The sequence below is a fragment of the Nocardiopsis alkaliphila YIM 80379 genome, assembly GCF_000341005.1.
Taxonomy (GTDB): Bacteria; Actinomycetota; Actinomycetes; order Streptosporangiales; family Streptosporangiaceae; genus Nocardiopsis; species Nocardiopsis alkaliphila.
This window is the reverse complement of sequence record NZ_ANBD01000030.1, coordinates 1-25,460: the sequence shown is the minus strand read 5'-3', so window position 1 is coordinate 25,460 and position 25,460 is coordinate 1. Positions and strand designations below refer to the sequence as shown.

The 25,460-nt window shown below is 68.9% G+C and carries 22 protein-coding genes and 1 pseudogene; 11 read left to right on the top strand and 12 right to left on the bottom strand.

Translation table 11 applies throughout. The annotated features are described in order from the left end of the window. Both D472_RS0104145 and D472_RS0104140 read right to left on the bottom strand, forming a co-directional pair. A partial coding sequence (locus D472_RS0104145; protein ID WP_033303133.1) for an MFS transporter occupies positions 1 to 816 on the bottom strand: 816 nt, incomplete at its 3' end. A 191-nt stretch (positions 817 to 1,007) separates the two neighbouring features. Continuing rightward, positions 1,008 to 2,465 carry an NCS2 family permease gene (locus tag D472_RS0104140; RefSeq protein WP_026117364.1) on the bottom strand — a complete coding sequence of 486 codons (1,458 nt, stop codon included), beginning with the start codon at positions 2,463 to 2,465 and terminating at the stop codon, positions 1,008 to 1,010. 211 nt (positions 2,466 to 2,676) lie between these two features. On the opposite strand from D472_RS0104140, the gene D472_RS0104135 reads away from it, so the two are divergent. Together D472_RS0104135 and D472_RS0104130 are read left to right on the top strand one after the other, a co-directional pair. Further along, positions 2,677 to 2,931, top strand: a complete 255-nt coding sequence (locus D472_RS0104135; protein ID WP_017603238.1) for a DUF2530 domain-containing protein — start codon at positions 2,677 to 2,679, stop codon at positions 2,929 to 2,931. A 50-nt stretch (positions 2,932 to 2,981) separates the two neighbouring features. Beyond that, entirely contained in the window at positions 2,982 to 4,478 is a 1,497-nt protein-coding gene (locus D472_RS0104130) for a DUF7059 domain-containing protein (RefSeq protein ID WP_017603237.1), read from the top strand. A 21-nt stretch (positions 4,479 to 4,499) separates the two neighbouring features. Here the strand turns inward: D472_RS0104130 and D472_RS0104125 are convergent, their stop codons facing one another. Continuing rightward, positions 4,500 to 6,026, bottom strand: coding sequence for an MFS transporter (locus D472_RS0104125; protein ID WP_449406494.1), 1,527 nt, complete (start codon positions 6,024 to 6,026; stop codon positions 4,500 to 4,502). A gap of 103 nt (positions 6,027 to 6,129) precedes the next feature. Next, on the bottom strand, positions 6,130 to 6,624 hold the full coding sequence (locus tag D472_RS0104120) for a hypothetical protein (protein ID WP_017603235.1): 495 nt from the start codon (positions 6,622 to 6,624) through the stop codon (positions 6,130 to 6,132). 77 nt (positions 6,625 to 6,701) lie between these two features. Between D472_RS0104120 and D472_RS0104115 the strand changes: the two genes are divergently transcribed. After that, entirely contained in the window at positions 6,702 to 7,577 is an 876-nt protein-coding gene (locus D472_RS0104115; RefSeq protein WP_033303130.1) for an MOSC domain-containing protein, read from the top strand. 204 nt (positions 7,578 to 7,781) lie between these two features. Here D472_RS0104115 and D472_RS0104110 read toward each other — a convergent pair whose 3' ends face one another. The 4 genes from D472_RS0104110 to D472_RS0104095 all read right to left on the bottom strand — a co-directional run bounded on the left by D472_RS0104110 (position 7,782) and on the right by D472_RS0104095 (position 13,736). Next, positions 7,782 to 10,913 carry a sacsin N-terminal ATP-binding-like domain-containing protein gene (locus D472_RS0104110; RefSeq protein WP_026117362.1) on the bottom strand — a complete coding sequence of 1,044 codons (3,132 nt, stop codon included), beginning with the start codon at positions 10,911 to 10,913 and terminating at the stop codon, positions 7,782 to 7,784. A gap of 224 nt (positions 10,914 to 11,137) precedes the next feature. Beyond that, complete coding sequence (locus D472_RS0104105; RefSeq protein WP_017603232.1) at positions 11,138 to 11,893, bottom strand: DUF3027 domain-containing protein; 756 nt, start codon at positions 11,891 to 11,893, stop codon at positions 11,138 to 11,140. 199 nt (positions 11,894 to 12,092) lie between these two features. Further along, the gene (locus tag D472_RS0104100; RefSeq protein WP_017603231.1) at positions 12,093 to 12,476 is read right to left on the bottom strand and encodes a cold-shock protein; all 384 of its coding nucleotides are present in this window, start codon (positions 12,474 to 12,476) and stop codon (positions 12,093 to 12,095) included. Positions 12,477 to 12,962: 486 nt separating this feature from the next. After that, the gene (locus tag D472_RS0104095) at positions 12,963 to 13,736 is read right to left on the bottom strand and encodes a hypothetical protein (protein ID WP_017603230.1); all 774 of its coding nucleotides are present in this window, start codon (positions 13,734 to 13,736) and stop codon (positions 12,963 to 12,965) included. Positions 13,737 to 13,900: 164 nt separating this feature from the next. Here D472_RS0104095 and D472_RS0104090 point away from each other — a divergent pair, with 164 nt between their 5' ends. The 5 genes from D472_RS0104090 (at position 13,901) to D472_RS0104070 (ending at position 19,757) form a co-directional block, all read left to right on the top strand. After that, positions 13,901 to 16,354, top strand: a complete 2,454-nt coding sequence (locus tag D472_RS0104090) for a helicase-associated domain-containing protein (RefSeq protein WP_017603229.1) — start codon at positions 13,901 to 13,903, stop codon at positions 16,352 to 16,354. Positions 16,355 to 16,538: 184 nt separating this feature from the next. After that, positions 16,539 to 16,955 carry a hypothetical protein gene (locus D472_RS0104085; protein ID WP_017603228.1) on the top strand — a complete coding sequence of 139 codons (417 nt, stop codon included), beginning with the start codon at positions 16,539 to 16,541 and terminating at the stop codon, positions 16,953 to 16,955. Positions 16,956 to 17,259: 304 nt separating this feature from the next. Then, the gene (locus D472_RS0104080; RefSeq protein WP_017603227.1) at positions 17,260 to 17,535 is read left to right on the top strand and encodes a hypothetical protein; all 276 of its coding nucleotides are present in this window, start codon (positions 17,260 to 17,262) and stop codon (positions 17,533 to 17,535) included. A gap of 65 nt (positions 17,536 to 17,600) precedes the next feature. Beyond that, positions 17,601 to 18,038 (top strand): hypothetical protein, encoded by a 438-nt coding sequence (locus tag D472_RS0104075; RefSeq protein ID WP_017603226.1) that lies wholly within the window; start codon positions 17,601 to 17,603, stop codon positions 18,036 to 18,038. 72 nt (positions 18,039 to 18,110) lie between these two features. Next, positions 18,111 to 19,757 (top strand): DNA repair helicase XPB, encoded by a 1,647-nt coding sequence (locus D472_RS0104070; RefSeq protein ID WP_017603225.1) that lies wholly within the window; start codon positions 18,111 to 18,113, stop codon positions 19,755 to 19,757. Positions 19,758 to 19,773: 16 nt separating this feature from the next. On the opposite strand, the gene D472_RS0104065 is transcribed toward D472_RS0104070, so the two are convergent. Continuing rightward, positions 19,774 to 20,010, bottom strand: coding sequence for a hypothetical protein (locus tag D472_RS0104065; RefSeq protein WP_017603224.1), 237 nt, complete (start codon positions 20,008 to 20,010; stop codon positions 19,774 to 19,776). Between the two features lie 210 nt (positions 20,011 to 20,220). Here D472_RS0104065 and D472_RS0104060 point away from each other — a divergent pair, with 210 nt between their 5' ends. Continuing rightward, entirely contained in the window at positions 20,221 to 21,192 is a 972-nt protein-coding gene (locus D472_RS0104060; RefSeq protein ID WP_017603223.1) for a R2-like ligand-binding oxidase, read from the top strand. A 46-nt stretch (positions 21,193 to 21,238) separates the two neighbouring features. Here the strand turns inward: D472_RS0104060 and D472_RS0104055 are convergent, their stop codons facing one another. From D472_RS0104055 to D472_RS0104045, 3 genes are all read right to left on the bottom strand, one after another. Next, positions 21,239 to 22,270, bottom strand: a complete 1,032-nt coding sequence (locus D472_RS0104055) for a baeRF11 domain-containing protein (protein WP_239642906.1) — start codon at positions 22,268 to 22,270, stop codon at positions 21,239 to 21,241. A gap of 183 nt (positions 22,271 to 22,453) precedes the next feature. Then, a complete protein-coding gene (locus D472_RS0104050) occupies positions 22,454 to 23,041 on the bottom strand; it encodes an LURP-one-related/scramblase family protein (RefSeq protein WP_017603221.1) in 588 nt (195 codons plus the stop codon). 11 nt (positions 23,042 to 23,052) lie between these two features. After that, positions 23,053 to 24,132 (bottom strand): zeta toxin family protein, encoded by a 1,080-nt coding sequence (locus D472_RS0104045; RefSeq protein ID WP_026117361.1) that lies wholly within the window; start codon positions 24,130 to 24,132, stop codon positions 23,053 to 23,055. A gap of 137 nt (positions 24,133 to 24,269) precedes the next feature. On the opposite strand from D472_RS0104045, the gene D472_RS0104040 reads away from it, so the two are divergent. Beyond that, complete coding sequence (locus D472_RS0104040; protein WP_017603219.1) at positions 24,270 to 24,701, top strand: NUDIX hydrolase; 432 nt, start codon at positions 24,270 to 24,272, stop codon at positions 24,699 to 24,701. Positions 24,702 to 24,914: 213 nt separating this feature from the next. Continuing rightward, a pseudogene (locus D472_RS24800) lies at positions 24,915 to 25,460 on the top strand (ABC transporter ATP-binding protein); the annotation flags it as partial.

The window sequence follows — 25,460 nt, the reverse complement described above, 5'->3', positions numbered from 1 at the left end:
CAGGGCCCCCACCGCGAGCGCGGCGGCGGCCACACCGAACGCCTCGGCCCCGGTCTCGAACACGTTGTTGACCATGAGCGCGATCTGGTTCTGGCTGTTGGCGCCGAAGAACTGCACCGAGGCCGCCAAGGCCAGCAGCAGGACGAGGTCGCGTCTACCACCGATGTAGCGCAACCCCTCGCGGATCTGCCCCTTGCCGCGCGGCATGGGCTCGGCGGGGGCGAGTTCGGCGGTACGGATCAACAGCAGCGCCACGATCGTGAAGGCGAACGAGGCCCCGTTGATCATGAAGACGGGCCCGCTACCGACCAGACCGATCAACAGACCCGCGATGGCGGGGCCGGTGACCCGGCCCAACTGGAAACTGGCGCTGTTGAGGGCGATCGCGTTGGGCAGGAGTTCACGGTCGACCATCTCCGGTACGAACGCCTGTCGTCCGGGGTTGTCGAGCACGGTGATCATGCCCAGGCCGAAGGCGAAGAGGTACACGTGCCAGACCTCGGCGGCGCCGAGGGTGGCCAGGACACCGAGTCCCACGGCGAGCACGCCCATGCTGGACTGGGTGAAGATCAGCAGGCGGCGCTTGTCGAAGCGGTCGACCATGGCCCCGCCCCACAGCCCGAAGAAGAGCATGGGCAGGAACTGGAGCGCCGTGGTCATGCCCAGCGCGATGCCGCTGCCGCCACTGAGCTGGAGGACCAGCCAGTCCTGGGCGATGCGCTGCATCCAGGTGCCGGGGTTGGAGATCAACTGACCGAGCGCGTACACGCGGTAGTTGCGCACGGACAGAGAACGGAACATCGCGATACGTCGCATCATCCCCTCCCCTGTGGGACGAACCCATGGAGGGAGGCTGAAACCAGCATCGTGGCGGAGGGACCGGAACATGGAAGTAAACGGCGTTGACTCATCTCATCTGAGCCAACGCCGTTCACCATCGGTTCCATTCCCCGATACGCGTGGGATGGCCCACCACACCCGGGAAGGAGACCTTCACCTGGGATGCATCAGCTGATCAGAGCGTAGATCGGCGCTTCCGCGAAGTGGATGAGGAAGATCACCGAGATCAGCCAGAGCAGCGGGTGCACCTGGCGAGCACGCCCGGTGACCAGCATGACGAAGGCGTAACCGAGCAGACCGAAGCCGATGCCGTTGGCGATGGAGTAGGTGAACGGCATCATGATGATCGCCAAGAACGCACCGACGCCGATCGCCGGGTCCTTGAAGTCGATGTTGGTGATCTGCGTGAGCATCATGAAGCCCACGATCACCAGTACCGGCGTGGCGGCCTCGAAGGGCACCAGGGTGACCAACGGAGTGAAGAACGCCGCGACCAGGAACATGGTGCCGGTGATGATCGGAGCGATACCGGTACGCGCGCCCTCACCGACGCCCGCCGCGGATTCGGCGTAGAGGGTGGCGACCGAAGCGGAACCCAGACCACCGAGGATGGTGCCGATGGAGTCGGCGACCAGGACCTCGCGGGTGCCCTCGATGTTGCCCTCCTCGTCGGCCAGGCCACCCTGGTGGGCGACACCGACCATGGTCCCCATGGTGTCGAAGAAGTCGGCGAGCAGCAGCGTGAAGATCAGCATGAGGATCGTGGCCAGGCCCACGTCCGACCACCGCTCGAGCAGGTTGGGACCACCCTCCAGGAACAAGCCCAGCAGGGAGACGTCGGGAAGCGCGACCAGGTCGCCGACGCCGGTGGGCAGGGTCGGAACGGTGAGACCCCAGCCGAGGCCTTCACCGCCGTCACCGAAGAGGGTCTCGACGAGGATGGCGATGATCGTGGTGGCCACGATGCCGATGAGCAGGGCTCCTCGGACGTTGCGCACGTAGAGCGCGATGCTGATCAGCAGGCCGATCACGAAGATCAGGATGGGCCAGCCGTTGAGGCCCCCGTCACCGAGCTGGACCGGGGTGCCTTCGCCCGCCTGGACGAAGCCGGCGTTGACCAACCCGATCATGGCGAGGAAGAGACCCACACCGACGGCGATGGCCATCTTCAGGCCGGAGGGGATGGCGGCGAAGACCGCGGTACGGAACCCGCTGAGCACGAGGATGAGAAGGACCACGCCCTCGATGACGATCAGCAGGAAGACGTCCGCCCAGGGCATGAAGGGGGCGACCCCGTAGGCGACGATCGCGTTGAGCCCCATGCCGGCGGCGATCGCGAACGGGTAGCGGCTGACCACGCCCATCAGGACACAGGAGAGCGCGGCCACCAGGGCCGTCATGGCGGCGACGCCGGGAAGGCCCAGGGTCTGACCGTTGACGTCTTCGGCCGTGCCCAGGATCAGCGGGTTGAGGACGACGATGTAGGCCATGGCGAAGAAGGTCGCCATGCCGCCTCGGATCTCGGTGCCAAGGGTGGAGCCACGCTCCGAGATTCGGAAGAAGCGGTCCAAGGGGCCGCTCGGCCGCCTGGATTGTTCGGTGGGGGATGGGTTCGGTGTGTTCACTTTGTCGGCCTGACCTGGTCTTCTTACGGGGTTACAGGGACTCTTCGTCAGATTAGTTGCATCTTCGCACAACAGCAGACACCCACTTCACACCATTTTCATAGAAAACACCAGGTGATGAGTTCCTTCGTTCGGTGGATGTGACCCACGCGCCCGGACCTCGAACGCGACGGCGCCCTACCTCCCCCGGCCCACCGGATAGCCTTGACCCGTGCGCAAACCTCGCCGGCCCGACCCGGAAGTTCACGAAAGCGACTACCGCGTTCCCGCCGCCATCGGCACGTTCGCGTGGGCGGTCGCTCTCGTGGTGCTGCTCGCCATCGGCGACGGCCTACCCGATTCCGAACGTTGGTGGATCGGTGTCTGTGTGACCGGCATCGCGCTCGGTGTCTTCGGTTTCCTCTACATTCCCCGGCTGCTCGGCAAGCGCGGTGACGAGGACGGACGAACCGAGAGCCGGTCCTGAAGCCGCTGACCCGTGCCGGCGGGGCCGGTGGTCTGACCGATAATGGGCGGGTGTCTGAGACAGAATTCCCGCGCGCTCTCGCCGACCGCCTCCGTCGCATCCTCATCGACGCCGACTACACGGTGTCCGGTGTTCGCGACCGACTCGGCGACGCCGCGGCCAAGGCCCTGGCCCGCGAACAGCTGCTGCCCGCCCTGCGCGCCACCGGCGGAGAGGAACGCCTCGGACTGCTCTTGCGCCTTTGGTGGCTGCGAAGCCCGGTCCCCCTCCGGGCCATCCGCGCCATCCTGCCCGTGGAGGAACTCGTCGAGGCCGGCCTGGTCACCGTCGACGACGCCCCCGACGGCCACGTGGTGCGCTCCCTCGTCCACCTGGGCCCGTGGGAACTCGAGGACGGCCGTCCCGGGTTCGTGGTCTCCGACCCCAAGGTGCGTCCCGGCGACGGCGAGGTACCCCGCCACGACCACGTCGTGGGAACCGGTGGAGCCTCGGCCGGCCTTTCTCGTCTGATGGTCGATGGGCCCTTCGAACGCGCCCTCGACCTGGGCACCGGCTGCGGTGTGCAGGCCCTGCACCTGGCCTCCCGCGCCCGCGAGGTGGTGGCCACCGACCTCAATCCGCGCGCCGTACGCCTGGCGAGGATCAGCCTGGCCCTGTCCGGCGTCTTCGACGCCCGCCTGCTCCAGGGATCGATGTTCGAGCCGGTCGAGGGCGAGCGCTTCGACCTGATCGTCTCCAACCCACCGTTCGTCATCACGCCCGGGAACGCCCGGTTCACCTACCGCGAGTCCGACCTGCCCGGCGACGCCCTCTGCGCCGAACTCGTGAGACAGGCGCCCGACCACCTCACCGAAGGCGGTTGGGCCCAGTTCCTGGCCAACTGGACGCACACGGACGGCGACGACTGGGAGGATCGGGTCGGGGGCTGGATCACCCGCGCCGGTTGCTCGGGTTGGGTGGTCCAGCGCGACGTCCAGGACCCGGCCGAATACGTGGAACTGTGGCTGCGAGACTCCTGCGAACACGGCACCCCCGAGTACACCCGGCGCTACGACGCCTGGTTGGACTACTTCGAGCGCGAAGGCATCAAGGGCATCGGCTTCGGCTGGATCAGCCTGCGAAACGACGTCGCCCAAGACGCCACCGTCCGGGTCGAGGAACTACGGCACGACGTCGAACAACCGGTGGGGCGCTACCTGCCGGACGTGGTGGACGGCGCGCTGACCGCCAACCGTCTCACCGACGCCGCGTTGCTCTCCGCGCACGTGGCGCTCGCCCCCGGCGTGGTCGAGGAACGGGTGGCGGTCCCCGGTGCGCCCGATCCGGAGAAGATCCTGCTCCGTCAGCGGGAAGGTCTGCGCCGCGTGGCCCGGATCGGAACCGTGGAGGCGGCGCTGGCCAGCGTCTGCGACGGCACCATGCCCGTGGGCCCGTTGCTGGACGCCATCGCCGAACTCATGGGCGAGGACCCCGAGTCGATCCGCACACGCACCCCCCAGGCCCTGCGCACCCTGATCTCCGACGGCTTCTTCCGCGTCGCCCGCTGACCCCCTGCTCGGTCGGACCGGTCAGTGGGAGGAACCGGACCGCTCGGAAACGGTGCCAGGCTTGTACGACAGACCGAAGACCCCGGAGGCCACCAGCGCGAACGCGGCGATCAGCAGGGTCACCCGGTAGCCCTCGTCGAAGGCCTGGACCGCCTCCTCCAAGAGGACGGCGGCGGCCCTGGGATCCATCTCCGCCGCGACCGCCCTGGCCTCGTCCAGCCCACCGGCCGCCTCGGCGGAGACCCCTTCGGGCAGGGTGACCGTTCGGGTGTAGACCGCGGCGAGCAAACTGCCCAGGACCGCCACCCCGGTCAGGCTTCCGAGCTCGTAGGACACCTCCTCCACGGAGGAGGCCATCCCCGCCCGATGCGCGGGGGCGTACCCCACGATCGCGGCCGAGGCGGCGGTCATCGCGGCTCCGGTGCCCGCTCCGGCCACCAGCAGTCCCGCCACCGTCCACGTGAGCGGGGCCTCCGAGACACCCAGCACCAGTGCGATGCCCAGCCCCGTCACCAAAAGCCCCGCCACGATCACCGGGCGGGTCCCCAACCGGTGTAGGAGCGCCCCGGCGGTGACGCCCACGGGCAACGCTCCGAGCGCCATGGCGGCCACCACCAGCCCCGCCCGCAAAGGGGTGAAGTCCAACACCAACTGAAGACGCTGGGTCAGGACCAACTGCACCCCGGCCACGGCGAACATCGCCATGGCGGCGGCCAGCACGCCGATGAGGATGCGGGGATCACGCAGCAACGCGAAGTCGATCAGGGGGTAGGGCCGCCCGCGCTGTCGGCGCACGAACGTCCAAAAACCCATGACGGACACCACCAGCGCCACGACCACCACGAGGGCCTGTGGTTCGGGGGCGGTGACCTCCTTGATCGTGTACACCGCACCCGCCAATCCCGCCATCACCTGAAGTGAGCCGAGCAGGTCCCAGGGCCGTTCCGCGCTCCCCGACCCTCCCGGGGCCACCACGCCGGCCAGTACGAGCGCCACCAGCACGATCGGCACGTTGACCAGGAAGACCGATCCCCACCAGAAGTACTCCAGCAACAATCCGCCCACGATCGGCCCCATCGCGGCACCGACCATGGCCATGGTCCCCCACACTCCGATGGCGATGCCGCGCTCGCGTTCGTCGGTGAAGGTGACGCGGATCAGGGACAGGGTGGCCGGCATCATCGCGGCGGCGCCCACGGCGAGGAAGGCGCGGCCCGCGATCAGCATCATCGGGGACACTGCGTAGGCGGCGACCAGTGAGGCGACGCCGAAGGTGACCAACCCGATCAGGTACATCCGTTTGTGCCCGACCCGATCCCCGAGGGTGCCCGCGCCCAACAGCAGCCCCGCCGTGACCAGTGGGTAGGCGTTGATGATCCACAGGCGTTGGGAGGCGTTCGCGCCCAGGTCGGAGCCGAGGGTGGGCAGGGCGGTGTAGAGCACCGTCATGTCCACCGAGATCAGTAACAGTNAGACCGAGGCCAGGCCCAGCCAGCGGCGGGCCGGGCTCAGGGGGGCCTGAGCGGCCCGCGACCCGGTGTTCCTCACGTCGCCCACGAACGCTCCCCCTCAGGCACGGACGGACATCTCTCCCATCCTGCCGAATCGCCCCGACCACACCGGCGGTCGGGGTGAGTCGTGGCGGCGAACGTCAGGCCTCGGTGAGGACGACGACCCCCTCGCCGTTCTCCTTTCCGCCCTCGATCAGCGCGAAGCCCACCTCGTCGGGGTGCACCACGATCTCGGCGTCGCACTCCAGGCCGACCAGGTGGGTCCGTCCCGGATCGAACTGCTCCAGGTCCACGGGCAGTTGCACCGAACAGGTCGACGACCGGCCCAGGTGATCGAACTCGATGGTGGGCCGGTACCCGGAGAAGAAGGGGGAATGGCGGCCACCGTCCTCGGTGGAGTACATGGTCAACTCCACGGTGATCTGCTCACCGACCGCGTACGTACGCTCTTGGGGTTCCTCCGTCCCCTCGGTCGCGGTCTCCGTGTCCGAAGCCCCGTCCTCGGTGTCGCCCCCTTGAACGGTCTCCTCGAAGGCGTCCGCGGGTGCGGCGGATTCGGCTTCATCGGTCGAGACGGCGCAGCCGGCCGTGAGGAGCAGGGCCGGGAAGGTGAGGAGGGCGATGGTCGTGCGCATGGGGAGCCTGTCGTTCGGGGATCGGGGCACCCATCGAGACGCCTGACAACCCCACTCGGTTCCACTAATTTGAGCGCATGTCTGCTGAACCCGCCCATGTGAGCGCGCTCGTCGTCTACCCCGTCAAGGGGTGCGCCGGTGCGTCCCTGTCCACCGCCCACCTCACCCCCGCCGGTCTCACCCACGATCGCGAGTTCATGGTGGTCGACGACACCGGCGCCTTCCGGAGTCAGCGCAAGGACCCATCGATGGCGCGAATCGTCCCCGAGATCGACGCCGACGCATCCCGACTGGTGCTGCGCGCCCCGGGTGTCGAGACGTTCGACCTCAAGACCGACCCCGAGGGTCGGCGGCTGCCCGTGACCGTGCACGGCGAACCCTTCCAGGGGGTGGATCAGGGTGACGAGGTCGCCGCGTGGTTGTCCCAGGTGTTCCAGGCGCCCAGCCGGCTGGTGCGTGTCCCCTCCGACCACGAGCGCGTGACCAGGGGTCTCATTTCCGGTACCGCCGGCTTCGCTGACGGACACGCCGCTCTCGTGACGTCCTCGGCCTCGCTCGACCTGCTCAACGAACGCCTCCTGGACACCGGCGGCGAGCCCGTGCCGATGAGCCGGTTCCGGCCCAGTGTGGTCATCTCCGGGTGGCCCGACCCGCACACCGAGGACCGGGTGCGCGCGCTCCGGATCGGCGGAGCCGAGTTGGGCTACGCCAAGGTGTGCGTCCGGTGCGCGGTGACCACCGTGGACCAGCACACCGGGGAAAAGCGCGGCCCCGAGCCGCTTCGGGCCTTGGCCGCCTACCGTCGCGCGGACTCGGGTGGGGTGGCGTTCGGGTCGAAGTTCGCCGTGACCACCCCCGGCCTGGTGTCCGTGGGAGACCCGGTGGAGGTCACCGCCTGGGACGAAGCCGAGGAGGGTCTGGGCCCGCGCCTCGCCTCCGTCGTGGAACGGTAGGAGCACTCCGTCGGAGCGCCGGCTTTTCCTCCCGCCGGATGGCGGAGTGGCGAGGTAGGCGGGAGGTGGAGCGTAGGGCGCGGACACAACAGCGGTGATCTTGCTTCTGGTAGTCAGGGAAGCGATTTCCTAGCTACCAGAAGCAAGATCACCGCAGGATAGGGGGAAGCCTGCGAACCGACGAGCTCGCGGAGCGCCCTGGGGCTACTCCAGGTCGGATTCGGCGAGCAGGTGGGCCGCCGTCGAGGGGTCGCGCAGCACGGCGGCCAGCAGGTGTCGGCGCGACCATCGACCGGCACGCCAGGCCAGGGCCCGAGCCAGGCCCTCGGTGCCCGAGGCGTGCACCGTGCCGTCGCCGGTGTACCAGTCCACCTCCACCCCGTCCACGGTGAGCACCCGGTGACGCAGATAGGTGCGATCCGGGTTCTCGACCTCGGGGAGGAACAGCCACACCTCGTCCGGTACCTCACGGATCTGTCCGGTGGAACTCACCTCGCCGATGACGACCTCTGAGGCCAGGTCCAGGTCCAGCACGTCGGCGAGCCGTTCGGCGCCCTCCGCGGCGGCCAGGACCAGCGGCCGTTCCCGTAGGAGCGGCAGCAGGTCCGGAGAGTCCACCACCACGGCGTCCTCGGCGTCGGCGACCACGATCGTCTCACCTCGAACCGCCCGCACGAGGGCCGGCGGGGTGACCAGGTCGGCGTCGACGTGGGCCAGGGCCGTCCACAGACGACGCAGGGCGGAGCGGTCCACGTGCCGTTCGGGGTCGGCCAGCCGGCCGAGCAGGTCGTCGGTGCCGTCGGGGTCCGCGAGCAGTTCGGCCAGGGTGGTACGCACCCCCAAGGCCCGCGCGAACTCGGGGTCGACATCGGTGGGCGCCTGGTCGTAGAGCCCTTGGAGCGCCGGTTCGGCGTCGGCGGTGCGCAGTTCCACCGGGGCGTGGGCGTCCACCAAGGCCCGGCCGCGCAGCCACCAGGCGGTGTAGGAGGCAACGTCCACGACCTGGCCGTCCGCCATCAGCAGTCGGACCGGCGCGGTGACGACCTCGCGCAGTGGGCCGTTGGAGAGCATGGTCAGGACCTGAGGCCAGGCGTCGTCCGCGATGTAGTCGAGGTCGGCCACGCACACCAACTCGGGGACGATCGGAGGAAGCTCCGGGTCACCGAGGCGTTCCAGCAACTCGTCCGCCCACTCCTGTAGTCCGTCGGGTCCGCCCTCCCCCGGAGTGCCGTCGAAGGCCTCGGCGAGGTCCTCGCCCAAGGCGACGTCTTCGGCGCGCACCACGGTGAGTCCCCAGAGCGCGCCCGCAGCCCGTAGGGTGTCGACGCCGTGTGCGCGGACGAGGTCGTCGTGGACGGTACCGAACGGGGCGTCGTCCACCAACAGGTCGGCCAGCGGTGCGCCCGGGACGAGGAGTTCGGCGGCGATCGAGTAGCCGTCCTCGTCATCGCGCAGGGCCAGTTCGGCCAACCAGGGCAGGTCCTGGACGGTACTACCGGCGGCGGCGACCAGGTCCAGGACGGCCTCGGCGATCGGTTCGGGGTCCTCGGCGTCCAGGGAGCCTCGAACGGCCGCCTCGGTGTTGGGGTCGGCCAGAACGGTGTCGGCTCCCGCTTCCACCGCGCCCAGCCGCAGCAAGAGCGGGTGGGCGGCCTCGGGATGGACCACGCGCACGCCCAGGGTGGCCAGGACCGAAGGGTCGAGGCGGTCGCCCTCGGCGTTGGCGACACGCACCCAGTCGTCGGTGGGGACCAGCAGGGAACGGGGGCCTCGAACGAGGCGGCCGTCGGCGAGCGGCACCGGAAGCGAACCGAGTTCGTCGAGGTCGGCGCCACCGGTGCCCGCCGTGGCCAAGGCGGCGTAGAGAGCGGCCCACCAGGTCGGCGGACGCCGGGTGTCACCGAGCAGGTCGGCCAGGTCGGCCGGCCCCAGTCGGCGTACCCGCAGGGAGGCCAGGGCCGGGTGGCGTGGACTCCAGTGGCCTGGTAGCAGCGGCGGCAGCGATGCGGCGAGCAGGTCCACGAGGTCGGGGACGCCACCGGAACCCCCGGTGTCCAACAGGACGGCGTCACGCGGGGTGATGGGGTGCCCGGACGCGGTGACCAGGAAGGGGGTGTCCAGAAGGGGTTCGGCGACCCGAGCGCGAAAGACCGCGTCGATGGCACCGCCACCGACCCGGGTGGCCGGGACCAGGTCGAGGGCGGCCAAGGGGTCGAACCGGCGCAACAGCGCACAGTAGGCGGTGGCCGCCTCCATGAGCAGCAGGTCGGTGGCGGCACCGGGCTGCACGCCGCGCCGATCCGATCCCAGTGGGAACGTACCGATGAGCACGGCGGGAAGGTCGAGTTCGGTGTCCGTGGGGGTGGGCGCGTGCACGACGCTCTCCACGTCCGCGGGCAGCGGCCCCACACCACCGTTCTCATCGACCGGAGCGGCCCACGTCAGCGACCACTCGGAGCGTTCACGTTCCTCGGTGGGTCGATCGGCGAGGAGGTCGGTGTCGAACTTTCCGGAACGGGTGAGGACCCGCCAGGAGGTGGCCCGTGTGTCCCCGCCGACGACGTGGTGGGTGGTGACCAGGTCGGTCCCGGCGCTCTCGTCTCCGTCGGCGCGGGTGAGGACACGTTCGGCACCGTCGACCACCACCCGCACCTCGGACAGACCGTCCAGGGCGAGCAAGAGTGCCTCACCGGTGCGGTCCAGCAGCTCCCGTACCCGTCGCCGGGCCTGATCGTCACGCAACCCCAGGGTGACGACCGTGTCGTACCCACCGGCGGGGCGTTCGGGCAGAAGGTCCGCGGGGAACGGCAATCTGAGGAGGGGCACGTGTCCGGAGCGGCGTCCCACCTCTTCGGCGAGGTCGGCGTGGGTGCCGTTGGCCGCGAGCAGGTCCGTGACCACGGCGCGGGCCCGCTGCGCGGAGAAGTGCACGGCGCCGTCGGCGGAGTCCACGGTGATGTTGTCGCTGAGCGCCACGACGGCGGAGAAGCCGACCCCGAACCGCCCCGCGGAACCCTGGTCGCCACGTTTGGTGGAGGCCCGCAGGGTGGCGAGGGACTCCACCCCTTCGGCGGTCAGGGGCGCCCCGGTGTTGGCGGCGGTGAGGCGGTCCCCCTCCAGACAGAGCAGGAATCGCCCCGGCACCCGCGCGCGGCGGGCGGCGTCGGCCGCGTTCTGGGCCAGTTCGACCACCACCCGGTCGCGGTAGCCGCCCAGGGCGAAGTCCTCCTCCGCGTTGGCGTCCTCCCGGAACCTGGCGGGCGCGTCCGCCCACGCCGACAACACGCGTCTGCGCAGTTCAGCCGTGTGGTAGGGATCGTTCACCGGCTCGGCCATGATGGTCTTCTCCTCCTGCGCGTGGTGCGCGGCCCGGAGCCCGTCGTGTGGACACACGCGGGGCCGGCAGGGCGAGCGTGATGGGTTGGCTCGACCCTAGCCCACCATCGTCGTGGGATGGGTGTGGGCCGAGCGCGTGGCGTGCCCGAAGCACGAGGACCTCGCCGCGAGTGCGGCGAGGTCCGGTTCGTCGTGCTCGGGGTGGATCTGCCCGTGGTGCGGATTCAGGAGTCGGAGGAGAGCAGTTCCAGCTCCGTGGTGTCGTCGAAGACGATGTGGTCGTACCCCATCTCATCGACGACCGGCCCTCCCGGCTCGTTCTGGGGGCCGGGACGGCGGACCTCGGAGTGGGCTCCACAACCGTGGTCGAGCGAAACGACCTTGCCGTCGTCGGGGGCGTACTCATTGGTGCACACCCCGAACATCTTGCGCAGCTCACCGGCGAGCGGGGTCATGAAACCGCAGGTGTTGCAACGGGCCGGAGCCGCCGTGGCGATCGGGCTGCGTGGCCCGGCGTCGCCGTTGTACCAGCGCTCCGCGGCCTGCTCTCGGCCGATCTCGGAGAGCACTTGGCGTCGGCCCAGTCCGAGCTCCCACATCATCTGCTTGTCCATGCCCTCGGCTTCGAGTTCGCTTTCGGGCACCTGCGCGTAACCGGGAACGAGTCGTTCGTCGTCCTCGTCGGTGGGGAGGAGGTCCCCCGCTCCGAGGTCGCCGGGACGCAGCCGCTCCTTCCAAGGAACCCACTCGGGCACGGTGAGCGCGCCCTCGCCGGGGAGGAGAACCACCTCGTTGACCGTGACCTTTTTGGCGCGCGCGGCGCGCACCACGGTGACCGCGTAGGTCCACCCCGGATAGGCGGGGTCCAGGCACTCGAAGTAGTGGGTGACCAGGCGTGTGTCCTCGACCTGGGCGGTGAGGTGCTCACCCACCCATTCGGGTCGCCCGACCTCCGCCGCCACCGAGCGGGCCAGATCCACCGCGTCGATACATGCCTTGTCCGGTACAGGAGAACGTCGAGAAGGGCTCACGCCCCCATTCTCACTGATGGTGAGCACCGATTTGACCATAACGAGGGTCAAGGTTCGCCCGATACGACCCCTTGGCCGAATCTTGCGACGTCGAACGAGGAGGGCCGTGGTGAACGTCCTCGAAACGTCCACCACGGCCCCGCACCACTCAGGCCTCCAGGTCGTCGGCCACCACTCGTAGCACCTGGGCGACCTTGGCCGCTTCGCGCTTTTCGGGGTGTCGTCCCCTCCGGTAACCGTTGGAGACGTTCTCGAGGAGTTTGATGAGGTCCTCGGTGAGGACCACCATCTCATCGGGTTTCTTGCGCCGCGCCTTGGCCACGGAGTGTTGGGCATCGAGCAGTTTCACCTGGAGTGCCTGGGCTCCCTTTCGGCCCTCGGCCACGCCGAACTCGACCCGTTGACCGGGCCGCAACGAGGTGGTTCCGGGCGGTAGGGAGGTGGAGTGGACGAAGACCTCACCGCCGTCGTCCCGGGTGAGAAAGCCGAAACCCTTGTCGCCGTCGTACCACTTGACCTTGCCGGTGGGCACGGTAGAGACCTCATGCTTTCACTGGTGGGCGACGCGAGGGTGTGGAAACGGTGCCGTCCACCCTTTCCTCCACCCCGGCGACCCCTGGTTTCCATAGGTGATGCCAAGGCTAGTACCCGCGCGCTTCCCAAAGCGAGAGAGAATTCCACCCGTCCGATATGGACCGCGCGGACGAGGCCCGGATACCGGGTATCCGGGCCTCGTGGGTGTCGACGTTCGCCCCGTCACCGCTGGGTGCGGAGTGTGGGACGGGACTCGGCGGAGTCGGGGCCTCGTCGACTCGTCGGTGCCCGGACTGGCGGCCGGAACACCGGACGTGACCGCCCTGAAGCGAAAGCGACGGTGTATCGACATGGCTACCCGAAGCAGCACATACGGATACGCGGTAACGGGCCGACCGGAAAAGGTTATTCCCAGGATTTACCAAGCGATGACCGACGATTCCGACGTTGTTCCCCCCGCCCGACCCCGACACGGCCGGCGCGATCAGGAGTAGTCGGAGGCGGTCCCCGCCCGGTCGGCGGCCCGTGCGGAGCGAGCGGCCTTGGGAAAGAGGTAGAACACACAGGCCAAGGACGCGATGCCGAGCGCCGGAACCCCGGTCGCGGGCAGGGCCTGTTGGATGTACACGTCGATGAACTTCGCGTCACCGTCCCACAGGACCATTCCGAGTACACAGGCCAGGATGGGAAGTCCCGCCCCGACCCACTTGTCCAGCGTGTTCCACACCTGGCTGAGCACCACGAGAACCGCGCCGAGCACCCACACGAAGGCGGCGTCCCACCACACCCCGCAGAGCACGAACATGGCCAGGGCCATCGCTTCGGGAGCGCGATACCTGAACAGCAGGAGACCGTTGCGCGTCACTCCGGGCTTGCGGGTGGTCCGGCCGTCCATGCGCATCTCGGTCTGGCCGGGTCCCTCCAGCAAGGAGAGGATCCCCTGGCTGGGACCACCGCGCCAGGGCGGCGGAGGACGATCCGCGTGCCGGGGTTTGGCCGGAATCATCTCGTCGTCCTCGAGGTCGAGCGCCTTTCCGGTCAGTTCCTCCTCCACGAGGTGTCCCGGGGCTCCGAAGCCGCGCAGGATTCCGCGCACGGTGTCGACGTCGTCGGCATCGGCCGCCCTGCGACGCTCGTCGATCCGCGCGCGCAGGCTCGTCAGGTAGGCGGTCCGTTCCTTGGCCGTGACACGACCGTGCAGCGCGAGCCCGACGTCGGAGAGATAGTCGAGTACCAATTGTTCGGTGCGCTGGGTCATGGCCCCATATTGGCTCACAATGACCTGCCTTTTAACCCCTCCTTCCCTATTTCGGCCGGCGAATTCCTCTCCGAATCGGTCCTTGAGAGCGTGACCCATGCCGCTGTGGCGTCGGGTGGGGTGTGGGTGCTCCCAGGGAACCGGATCAATTAGCGTTGAAGTCGATGACGCACTACGTACGGCCCGAGCAGCCCACCGGCGGCACCTTCGAGAGCGCCGCGCCGGGACGACCACCCACGTTCACCTCCTGGCTCCGCACCCGCTCCGACGAGGAACTCACCGCTCTGCTGCGTGCCAGGCCGGATCTGGCCAGGCCGGTTCCGGCCGACCTCGGGGCCTTGGCGCACCGTGCGACCTCACGCAACGCCGTGCTGCGAGCCTTGGAGGGGCTCGATCGTTTCACCATCCAGGTCCTGGAGGCCGTGGTCGCCCTCGGTGACGACCGCCTGTCCGAACCGGTGGGCGTCTCCCGCGCCGCGCTGGGGGTCGGGCTCGGTCTCGCTCCCTCCCACGCAGCGGACCCGAGCCCCCTCGACACCGCCCTCGAAACCCTGCTGTCATCGGCTCTGATCTGGCCCGGCGGGGAACGACTGCGTCCGGTCCAGGTTCTACGCGAACTGCTTCCGCACCCCGCCCGGTTGGGGCCGCCCTCTCGGGTGTTACTGGCCGCCCTGCCGCACGAGGCGGTCAGGCGCCTGTCCGAGGACCTCGTGCCGCGCCAGGGCACCGAGTCCCCCGTGGAGGCGGTCGCCACCGTCCTGTCCGACCCCGGCCGGATCCGTACCCTGCTCGACCAGGTCGACGAGCCCGCTCGGCGACTCCTGGACGGCCTCGCTTGGGGGCCGCCGAACGGCACCGTCTCGGATGCCAGGCGAGTGGTCACCCTGGCCACGGCCGTCTCCCCCGTGGAGACCCTCATCGCCCGAGGCCTCCTCCTGCCCACCGGTGACGACACCCTGACCCTGCCGCGCGAGGTCGGTCTGTTCCTGCGCTCCGGGGTGCTGTTCAGGGAGGTCGAGACCGCTCCCCCCGCGTTCGAGGCACGCGCGGGGGACCCCATCACCGTGGCCCGTGCCGCGGCCGGGCAGGCCTTCGTGGTGTTGCGCGCCATCGAGGAACTGATGGAACGTTGGTCCCAGGAACCGGCCGCGGTGTTGCGCAACGGTGGCCTGGGGGTGCGCGACCTACGTCGTGCCGCCCGAACGATGGACACCGACGAGGCCACCGCGATCCTGTACCTGGAAACGGCGCACGCCGCCGGTCTGCTCGCCACCGACGACCGTCTGTCCGGGGAGTGGCTGCCCACCCGCGAGTACGACCTGTGGCGCCAGAGCCCTCCCGAACTCCGCTGGACACGCCTGGCCCGGGCGTGGTTGGACTCGGATCGAGTCCCCTCCCTGGCCGGCTCACCCGATTCCAAGAACCGGATACGCAACGTGCTGGGCCCGGGATCGGTACGTCCGGCCGCCCCCCGGGCCCGCCGTGACGTGCTCACCGAACTGAGCCTGGCCGAGTCGGGGTCGTCCACCACGCCCGCCTCACTGTTCGCCCGCTTGGCCTGGCGTCACCCGCGCCGGCAGTCCGCCGTGTACACCGAATTGGTGGAGGCCGCCCTGACCGAGGCCGCCGCGTTGGGACTGACCGGCATGGGCGCGCTCGCCGAACACACACGTCCCCTGCTCACCGACGACGAGGAGGCCTCCGCCGCCCTCCTGGCCCCCGAACTGCCCAGCCCCTTGGACTACGTGCTGGTGCAGGGTGACATGACCGCGGTGGCGCCGGGCCCCCTGGTGAGAGAGCTGGCCCACGAACTCGCCCTGACCGCCGACGTGGAGTCCACCGGCGGTGCCACGGTCTACCGCTTCACCGAGGCGTCCGTGCGTCGTGCCCTGGACGCCGGACGCGGGGTCGCCGATCTCACCGCGATGCTCGAACGGTACTCACGTACCCCCGTGCCCCAGGCGTTGCGTTACCTGATCTCGGACGTGGGCCGCCGACACGGTCGGCTGCGCGCCGGCACCGCTTCCAGTTATCTGCGGTGCGACGAACCCGCGCTGCTCGCCGAACTGGTCGGCGACCGTAGGGCCTTCGACCTGGAGCTGGTGTCGTTGGCCCCCACCGTCGTGGTCAGCGGACTGCCTCGGGCCGCCCTGATGGAACGGTTGCGCCGACTCGGCTACCACCCGGTGGCCGAGAGCGGCGATGGCACCATGCGGTTGAGCCGGCCCGAGGTGCGCCGGGCCGAACCGGACGCCGTCCCCTCCAGGGAGACGGGCACGACCCCTCAGGCCGCCCAGGCGGCCGTACGCGCGCTGAGGGCCGGGGATGAGGCCGCGACGATCGCGCGGGTCCCGGTGGCTCTGCCGGAGAGCGGTTCGGCGGGCTCACGCGCCAACGCCCTCACGGAGGTCCTACGACGCGCCGCCGAGGACGAGCGTCGTGTGTGGATCGGCTATACCGACACCGACGGACGCCAGGTCGGTCGGATCGTGGAACCGGGCGGTGTGGACGGGGGTTTCTTGACCGCGTACGACACCACCCGTGGCGCGGTGCACCGATTCGCGCTCCATCGCATCACCGGTGTGGCCGAACTCGCCGCCGGGCAGGATTCGGCCTGAGGCGCCTGCCGCCCGACCACGGCACTTCGTCGTGTTGGTGAGCGCCCACGTAGGGAACCACCATGAGGGCTTTTCTCCGCCCCATGACGCACCATCCTGAACGCCGTTCCGTAACCGGTCGCCCCGAGCGAGGCGGCACTAGAGTGGCGTCAGATCTGTCGGTCCGGACCCCGGAAGTGACCACATGAGCAACGCTTCGCTGCCCCCCGGAGCCTCCTCCCCCCGTGACCGGGGACACCAGGACCGCGAACCCGAGGGAAGGGATCGGGCCCCGGAGCGGGAGCGTCGGACCGAACGCCAGGCCACCCCCACCATGGGTGGAGGCGCCAACAGCTCCACCATGGCATTGATCCTGCACGCCATCACGGCCCTGTGCTGTGCGAACTGGATCTTCGGTATCGCCGGGATCACCTTCGCGGTCCGCGCCGCTCACGCCCGGGACCGAGGGCGCCCGGAACAGGCCGAGGTCCTGACCCGCTACTCCTGGTACTGCCTGGGCGCGGCGGCGGTGATGTTCTTCGTGATGGCGGTGCTGACGTTCGTGACGTTCACCCAGGCGGGCACCTGGATCCAAGGGATCGTCGACGTGACGCAGTACTGACCCCGGTTTGGCAGAACCGGGAGGCGCCCGACCGCGTCCGAAAGGAAGGGGGCGGGTATGCGAGCCAAAGAACGGATCCGACATTTCCGGATAGTCGACAAGGGAGGCACGGTGAACCTTGCACGGTGACCGGAGCAACCCGCGAGCCTTCTGGGAGCGGGGCACCACCCCCGGTACCGCGTCGCCCTACCGCTCCGTGGACGCACCACCGAGCCGCCCCGTGGGCGCACCACCGAGCCCCCCTGCCCCTTCGGAACCAGGAGGCGCACCGACGGGACCGGTCTCCTCCGGGCCGCCTCCTCGGGTGGGCGGAGCCGTCGCCGCACTGGTCGTTGCGGTCCTCACCCTGCTCGTCCCGGTTCTGGGCCTTCAGATGGGACTGTGGTTCTACCTGTTGATCGCCAACGTCCCCGGGATCGTCCTGGGGATCAAGGCGCTGCGAAGCATTCCCGACGCCGCCGAGGTGGAGAGGTACATTCGATATACCTGGGCATGCAACTTCACCTACACCGCGTTGTCCGTGGTGTTCCTGATCCCGCTCTTGCTCCTCTCCGCCCTGGCGATCCTCATGGGCACCTGAGCCCGGTCGGCACGAACACGTCCCCGCGCCCCTGCGGGCCCCCTTACCTCGAAGGCGAACAGCACATGAACGACAACGGTTACCCCGGCCGGCCCGACCACGAGCACACGGGTGGTTACCAGGCCCCCGGCCCGTACGGTGGTCCGGGTTATGGACCGCCTCCCCCGCCCGGTTTCTCCGACCCCTACCAAGGACCCCACCAGGCGTACCAGCCGCCCTATCCGCCGCCTCCCGGATACCCGCCCTACCCCGGTTACCAACCGGCTCTGGCCAAGGGGGGAGCGATCGGCGCGTTGGTGACGTCCATCCTCCTGGTGATGAGCTGTTACGCCACGATCGGCGGCATCGTCGGACTGATCTTCTCGATCATCGCGGTCAGCGAGAACCACGACCAAGAGAAGGTCTCCCGGTTCACTCGCTACGCCTGGATCGCCAACGGTGTGACCATCGGCCTCTTGGTGTTGTTCTTCATCGCCGTGATCGTGGCGATCGCCACCGCCTGACGGGCATGTTCGGGCGATCTTCGGTGTTGCACCTGGAGCCGCCCCCGCCCACCGCCCTTCGGAAGGTCCTTCGTGTCCTGTTTGATCGTCCAGTCCGACAAGACCCTCCTCTTGGAGGTCGACCACGAGTCGGCGGGTGAGTGCCGGCGTGCCATCGCTCCCTTCGCCGAGTTGGAGCGTGCTCCCGAGCACGTGCACACCTACCGGATCACCCCGTTGGCCCTATGGAACGCGCGTGCCGCCGGGCACGACGCCGAGCAGGTCGTGGACGCCCTGATCCGGTTCTCCAAGTTCCCGGTGCCGCACTCGCTGCTGGTGGACATCGCCGAGACGATGGACCGATACGGGCGGCTGAGGTTGGTCGGCGACCCGGTGCACGGGCTGGTCCTGGAGTCCTCGGACCGCGCCGTCCTGGAGGAGGTCGTCCGGGCCAAGAAGCTCAAGGGGATGCTGGGCGAGCGGATCGACGAGGACTCCGTCGCGGTGCACCCGAGCGAGCGCGGCGACCTCAAGCAGGCGCTGCTGAAGATCGGCTGGCCGGCCGAGGACCTGGCCGGGTACGTGGACGGTGAGGCACACCCGATCGACCTGGCCGGCGGTGACTGGGAACTGCGCGGCTACCAGCGGGAGGCGGCCGAGAGCTTCCACGCGGGTGGTTCGGGTGTGGTGGTCCTTCCGTGTGGTGCCGGCAAGACGATCGTCGGTGCCGCGGCCATGGCGATGACCGGGACGACCACCCTGATCCTGGTGACCAACACGGTGTCGGTGCGTCAGTGGAAGGCGGAACTGCTGCGCCGCACCACCCTGACCGAGGACGAGATCGGTGAGTACTCGGGCACCCGCAAGGAGGTCCGGCCGGTCACCATCGCCACCTACCAGGTGATGGCGGCGCGCCGGAAGGGCGTGTACACGCACCTGGAGTTGTTCGACGCCAAGGACTGGGGCCTGGTGGTCTACGACGAGGTCCACCTACTGCCCGCCCCGATCTTCCGGATGACCGCGAACCTTCAGGCCCGGCGCCGGCTCGGTCTGACCGCGACCCTGGTCCGCGAGGACGGGCGCGAGGGCGACGTGTTCTCGCTGATCGGCCCCAAGCGCTACGACGCCCCCTGGAAGGACATGGAGAGCCAAGGGTGGATCGCTCCGGCGGACTGCGTGGAGGTCCGGGTGGACCTGTCGGAGTCCGAGCGTCTGGCGTACGCGACCGCCGAACCCGAGGACCGATACCGGTTCTGCGCGTCCTCGGAGACCAAGACGTCGGTGGTTCGCGAGATCGTCCGGCGTCACCCCGACGAGCAGGTGTTGGTGATCGGCTCCTACATCGACCAGCTCGACGAACTCGGGGAGCGGCTCGACGCCCCGGTGATCAAGGGCGAGACGCGCAACAAGGAACGTGAGCGCCTGTTCGACGCCTTCCGTTCTGGTGAGTTGCGCACCCTGGTGGTGTCCAAGGTCGCGAACTTCTCCATCGACCTGCCCGAGGCCGGGGTGGCCGTGCAGGTCTCGGGTTCCTTCGGTTCGCGCCAAGAGGAGGCCCAACGATTGGGACGGGTGCTGCGTCCGAAGGCGGACGGCCGCACCGCCCGGTTCTACGCGGTGGTCGCCCGAGACACCCTGGACCAGGACTACGCCGCCCACCGACAGCGGTTCCTGGCCGAGCAGGGGTACGCCTACCGGATCACCGACGCGGGAGACCTTCTGACCGGCGAGGAGATCTGAGGGCCCGCGCACACGGCTACAAGGGCGGCAGCCCGCCCATGACGTAGGTGCCGGCGGCGATGCCCCAAGCCACGAGGGAGTAGCTGAGGGTCCGGGTGCGCAGCATCCGGTCCCCCCGGACCGAGGGCGCGGTGAAGGCGGCGACCATCAGGGCCAGGCCGAGCAGCGCGGGGATCGCCGAGGCCAGGGCGAACAACTGGGACTGGGCGGCGCACGCGGCGTAACCGGGACTGCCGGGATCACCACAGAACACGTCGTCTCCCGATCGGCTCGTTCATGCGGGCGTACTCCCCCGACCGTACCGTTTCGGCGGGCCCGGATCGCCGCCGCCTTCAACCGGATCCCGGTATCACCTGCTCTCCCGGCTTGGACTCGATTCAGCGTGATTCCGATCACCGACAGGGGTTTACACAATCTCTCGACATGTCCAATCATGGGGACAGTCCACCCCGGAGGTACCCCCATGGCCCGAGCCACGACCGACGAACACCGCGACGGCTTCCACTCGCTCCGCGGCGGCGGCCTGAACTGGGAGTCCCTCCCCCTCAGACTGTTCGCCAAGGGCAACGCGAAGTTCTGGAACCCGACCGACATCGACCTCACGCAGGACGCCCAGGACTGGAAACGGCTCGATGAAGAGGTCAAGGTCCGAGTGTTGCGGTTGTGCGCCCTCTTCGTCGCCGGGGAGGAGGCCGTCACCGAGGACCTCCAGCCGTTCCTGCGCGCCATGGCCGCGGAGGGCCGACTGGGCGACCAGATGTACCTGACCCAGTTCGCGTTCGAGGAGGCCAAGCACGTCCAGGCGTTCCGGCTGTGGCTCGACGCGATCGGGGTACGCGAGGACCTGCACCAGTTCGTGGACACCAACCCCGGCTATCGGGCGCTGTTCTACGAAGAACTCCCACGCTCCCTGGAGGCCCTCCTGGAGGACCCCGGCCCTCGCAACCAGGTACGCGCCTCGGTCACCTACAACCACGTCATCGAGGGTTCACTGGCGCTGACCGGCTACTACGCCTGGAACCACGTGTGCACCGCGCGCGGGATCTTCCCCGGTATGCGACAGATCATCCGCAGGATCGGCGACGACGAACGCCGCCACATGGCCTGGGGCACCTTCACCTGTCGACGCCACGTGGCCGCCGACGATCGCAACTGGAACGTGGTGAGCGAACGCCTCGACGAGCTCCTCCCCCACGTGATGAGCACGGTCGACAACGGGGACGTCCCCTCTCAGGACCCCGACGCGCAACGGTACGAACTCCCACCCGGCAAGCTGCTCGACTACGCCGGTGACCGGGCACTGCGCAGGCTCGGCGCCATCGAGTCCGCTCGCGGCGTGCCCTTGGATCGAATCGACCTGGACGCCTCCCCCGAGGACCTGGAGGAACGTTTCGGCGCCGAGGACCGTGCCGCCATGGCCGAGTTGGAGGGCTGAGGCCAAGAGGGGCGGAGCCCGATGGCGGGCCCCGCCCAAGGTGGGATCACACCGCGAAGCGCAAAATCGCGGCGGCCGTCGCACCACCGGGAACGTCCTCGGAGCGCACCGCCAACACTCGGGCACCCGAACGCAAGGCCCGACGGGCGATCTCGTCCGCCACACCGTAGCCACGAGCGTCACTCTCCTCATGGAAGGTGATCGCGCCCGTCTCCTCGTCGACCATGCCCGGGACGGCCTGATCGATGTCGACGAGAAGGGTGTCGATCGCCCCGAACGTGGCGGCCCTGGCCACATCGCTCAGATCGGTGGCGGTGCGGCCCCGCGAGCTCCAGGCCTCGAAGCGTTCGCGCAGCTCCGCCAGTCCCTGGCGGTACAGGTCGTCGAGCACGGTGCGGGCTTGGGCGGCCAATTCGGCGTCGGAGACGTTCTCCGGGTTCCCCTCGATCACGGTGTCCACCAGGTGAACGTGGCTGTTCACCGAGGGGTAGATGCTCGCCAACGGCTCCGCCGCCGCCAGGATGAGCGGAACGGTGCTTCCGGCCATCAGGGGCCGAAGGGCTCTGTCGACCGCGCGCCCGTACTGGTGCAGGCGTACCTTCTGACCCTCCGAACCCTGGAGCCGGCCCTCCGGGGAGCGTCCACTGATCGAACTCAGGCCCACCGCGCTCGCGGCGTCCTCGGGCATCTGGGGAACCCTCACCTCGAACGGCGCGGAGTCGGGGCTCACCTCGATCAGGCGCGCCGAGTTCTGTGCCAGGGCCAAGACGAAGGCCGTCTGCGGGAAGGTGACCGTGCGCAACAACGGCTTGATGAAGAAGCGATCGGAGACCTGCACGAACGCGCTCAGCCGGTTCGGGAGCCGAAAGGTGTGGACCTCTCGCGGGGTGAGGAAGACCGCCAGGCTGTTGGAGAGGTAGGGCCAGAGTTCGCCGTCATCAACGATCTCCTCCCCGAGTTCCCTCAGGGAGTCCACCTCGTTCTTGTCGTGCCCCACCGCTTCGAGTTCGCCGATGGCCTGGGCAAGAGCGTTCTTCAGTTCGATGCGGACCGCTTCCGCCTCCTGCGTGAGAGGCACGGTCGGAAAGTACAGCGAAACGCTCGCCGGGTGGCGCTCGGAGGCCAGTTTCTCGATCTCTGCCGATGTAGGAATGTCGTTGTGCAACATACCGGCCCCCTACCCGGCGTCCCGCGGAGTATGGGTGATCCAAAACGCGACCGCACACACCCGGGAAGGGACGTTTCGGGCTCGGTAGGAAGGTCACTTCCCTTCACGCAGCACCAGGTCGATGGCGATGGCCGAGGCGACCACGAGCGTGCCCAAGGGCTGGGGAAGCGAGGGGTAGCGCTGGTGCAGCGCGTAACTGTCGGCGGTGGTGAACATCTCCCCCAGGTCGGGGACGCGGCGATCCACCCGGGCGATCTCGTGTTCGGCGTGGTCCTTGATGCGAAAGTCCAGAGCGGTGAAGTCTCCCTCGATCGTGCCGATCGTGCGCTTTTCCGGATCCATCAGGGAGAACTGGGAGCCGAAGAACTTCAGGTCCTGCTCGATGCTGCCCACGGGCCGTCCGTCCGGCAGGTTCACGCTGGTGGAGGCGGTCATCCAGGACCAGTGCTTTCGAATGACCAACCGCGTCCGTCCGTACACGTCGTCGACGTGCACACGCCGCTCGAACCCGGAGGTACTCCGGGACAGGGCGCGCAGCACCTGCATACCGCCGCCGGCGCCCTGTTCGCGGACTTGAGCGATCTGACGACCGTGGACGTCGAAGACCTCGTAGTCGGAGAGGTCGACCATGAAGCGCTTGGGTTGTCTGACCAGGAGGGGATTGGCGTTGAAGATGTCCATGGGCGGGGATCCTATGGGGTGTCCTCCAAGCGCCAGAGTTCGCGTCGGCCTCGTTCGGCCTCCAAGGCGATGCGCCCGAACGGTTCGGTGCGCCGGTCGCCGTCACGGTGGTCGGTGTAGAGGACCTCGCCCTCCCGGGAGAGCACGTAGAGCGAATCGACCAACTCGTGCGTCTCCAGGAACTCGATGGTGTTGGGCACACCGAGGTAGGAGCGGTCGTGGTGGAGCGGTGAGGTCCTGCGACCGAAGCCCTGGTCTCGGGTGGCGCGGGCGTGCCGATCCAGGAGCGAGAAACGGCTGTTGGAGGCGTGGGTGGCCACGAAGGCCACCTCGACCCGATAACCGGCCTCCTTGAATCGCAGCACCCAAGCGGCGGCGCGGTCGGCCCGGCCCAGCGGATGACCGCACACCACGTCGAAGCGCCCGTGCCGGACGTAGTCCATGGCCCGTCCGTGCGGGACGCCCACCTGCCGGGAGACGGCGGTGGAGGCGGCTTCGTCATCGATGCTCATGGACCACTCGTAGTCCGGGGAGAGGCGCAGCAGGTCGTTCCCGTCGTAGCCGATGGTGCCCTCGGGCAGGACGGGTAGGAGCAGACGTTGGAGGGTGGACTTGCCCGCACCCGGCTGGCCACCGAACAGCAACAGCCGGGGTCGTTCACGCGGGGTCCCGGTGAGCCGATCGCGCAGTGCCAGGTCGAACAGCGAATCCAGCGTCTGGCCGGATAGTTCGGGCAGGTCGCTCGGGTCGGAGCCGGCGGGAGCACGCGCGGGTTCGGCGCGCAGCTCGGTGATGACCCCCGGTAGTGCGGCGTTGGCCCGGTGGACCTCGTCCGGGGTGAGGAAGGGCAGTCGCGCCTCCTCGGCCAGGAGAAGGGCGGCGCGCTCGGTCTCCCGCCGGGCCAGGCAGGCGCCGATGGCGGCGCTGTAGAGGTCGTAGGCGCGTTCACGAGCCTGGCGTTGCTCGGTGGTCTGGGGCGGGACACCACCGCTGGAGCTCTCGGCCAGCAGAGGGAGTGTCTGGTTTCGACTCGTCTCGTCGAAGGGGTCGGGCCCGAGACCGGGCTCGGTTCCGGTACTGGAGGAGGTCATGTTCATCCGCTCTGGCCATGGCGCACCCCATGGTGTGGTGCGCGTCCGTGGGCTACCACCGCCACTTCGGATCGTAGTGTCCGGGGTCGAGCTCGGTCAGTGGTTCATCCGGTTTCGACCCGGCCTAAAGTGGCCACATGTCCTCCAGCGCATCCTCCGCCACCGCGGCATCCACCGTCATCGAGGCGCTTTCCTGGGTCCATGTCCGTGATGGCCGACTGCTGTGCGTGCGTTCGCAGGACCGTGATCGGCTCTACCTGCCCGGCGGCAAGCGCGAACCGGGCGAGAGCGACGAGGACGCGGTGGCCCGTGAAGCCTTGGAGGAGGTCAGCGTGGTGCTGCGGCCCGGCACCTTCGAGCGGATCGCGGTGATCGACCAGGTCGCCCATGGCCAGGCGCCCGGCACCAGGGTGGAGTTGGTCTGCTACGCCGCCGAACACGACGGTGAGATCGTCGCCGACAACGAGATCACCGAGCTGGCGTGGATCGGCCACGCCGACCGTGATCGGTGCGCCCCGGCCGTCCGCGACCTGGTGGGCCTGCTGCACGCCCGTGGTCTGGTCACCTGATCCGGCCACGACCGCACAGGTACACCAGCGGTTCGAGGAACGAGGGAGCACGCGCATGGTTCGAGAGCGTATGGACGGCGCTGAGTCCGGGATCCCGATGGAACAGATCAGGGCGAAGGTCCGGGAAGATCCTTCGTGGACCGCTGAGTCCTCGTAGCCGGGACACGAAAAACCGGTGGCCTCCTTCAGATGGCCTGATTACAGTGCCTGAACGTGCGCCATCTACCCGAGCCTCCGGGCCTTCCCGACCACCGTTCGGCCGACCGCTACCTCCTCTGGCTGGCCCGGCGGGAGTGGCGTTCCCTGGTGTGGGCCTCCCTGATCACCTCGACCTACTACCTGTGCACCGTCCTGGTGCCCTACCTGTTGGGTCTGGCCCTGGACTCGGGGGCGGCCACCGGTGACTTCGGCGCCCTGTCGCCCTGGTTCTGGCTCATCGCCCTGTGCGCGTTGGTGGCCGCGGCCATGGTCCCCTTGGCCGAACGGGCGTGCTGCTTCAACTGGTACGCCTGTGCCTACCGCACGATCCAACTGATCACCCGACGTTCCTCACGGTTGGGTTCCACCCTGACCCGGCGGCTTCCCACCGGTGAGGTGGTGGCGGTCGGCACCGAGGACCTCGACCGCATCGGCAACCTCTACGAACGCTCCGATCTGGTCATCGGCTCCCTGGTCTCGGTGCTGGTGGTCGGCTTCCTGATGCTCACCTCGCACGTCACCTTCGGCGTGATCATGCTGGTGGCGGTGCCTTTGATCGTC

What these genes read in the sequence shown, in the direction of transcription:
- D472_RS0104120 (WP_017603235.1), bottom strand. Translation starts at nt 6,624, where the DNA reads ATGCGCACGACCATCGCCCTCCTCACCTTCCCGGCCCTGCTCCTCACG.
- D472_RS0104115 (WP_033303130.1), top strand. Translation starts at nt 6,702, where the DNA reads ATGTCTGCTGAACCCGCCCATGTGAGCGCGCTCGTCGTCTACCCCGTC.
- D472_RS0104110 (WP_026117362.1), bottom strand. Translation starts at nt 10,913, where the DNA reads ATGGCCGAGCCGGTGAACGATCCCTACCACACGGCTGAACTGCGCAGA.
- D472_RS0104095 (WP_017603230.1), bottom strand. Translation starts at nt 13,736, where the DNA reads ATGACCCAGCGCACCGAACAATTGGTACTCGACTATCTCTCCGACGTC.
- D472_RS0104090 (WP_017603229.1), top strand. Translation starts at nt 13,901, where the DNA reads ATGACGCACTACGTACGGCCCGAGCAGCCCACCGGCGGCACCTTCGAG.
- D472_RS0104085 (WP_017603228.1), top strand. Translation starts at nt 16,539, where the DNA reads ATGAGCAACGCTTCGCTGCCCCCCGGAGCCTCCTCCCCCCGTGACCGG.
- D472_RS0104075 (WP_017603226.1), top strand. Translation starts at nt 17,601, where the DNA reads ATGAACGACAACGGTTACCCCGGCCGGCCCGACCACGAGCACACGGGT.
- D472_RS0104060 (WP_017603223.1), top strand. Translation starts at nt 20,221, where the DNA reads ATGGCCCGAGCCACGACCGACGAACACCGCGACGGCTTCCACTCGCTC.
- D472_RS0104050 (WP_017603221.1), bottom strand. Translation starts at nt 23,041, where the DNA reads ATGGACATCTTCAACGCCAATCCCCTCCTGGTCAGACAACCCAAGCGC.
- D472_RS0104045 (WP_026117361.1), bottom strand. Translation starts at nt 24,132, where the DNA reads ATGACCTCCTCCAGTACCGGAACCGAGCCCGGTCTCGGGCCCGACCCC.
- D472_RS0104040 (WP_017603219.1), top strand. Translation starts at nt 24,270, where the DNA reads ATGTCCTCCAGCGCATCCTCCGCCACCGCGGCATCCACCGTCATCGAG.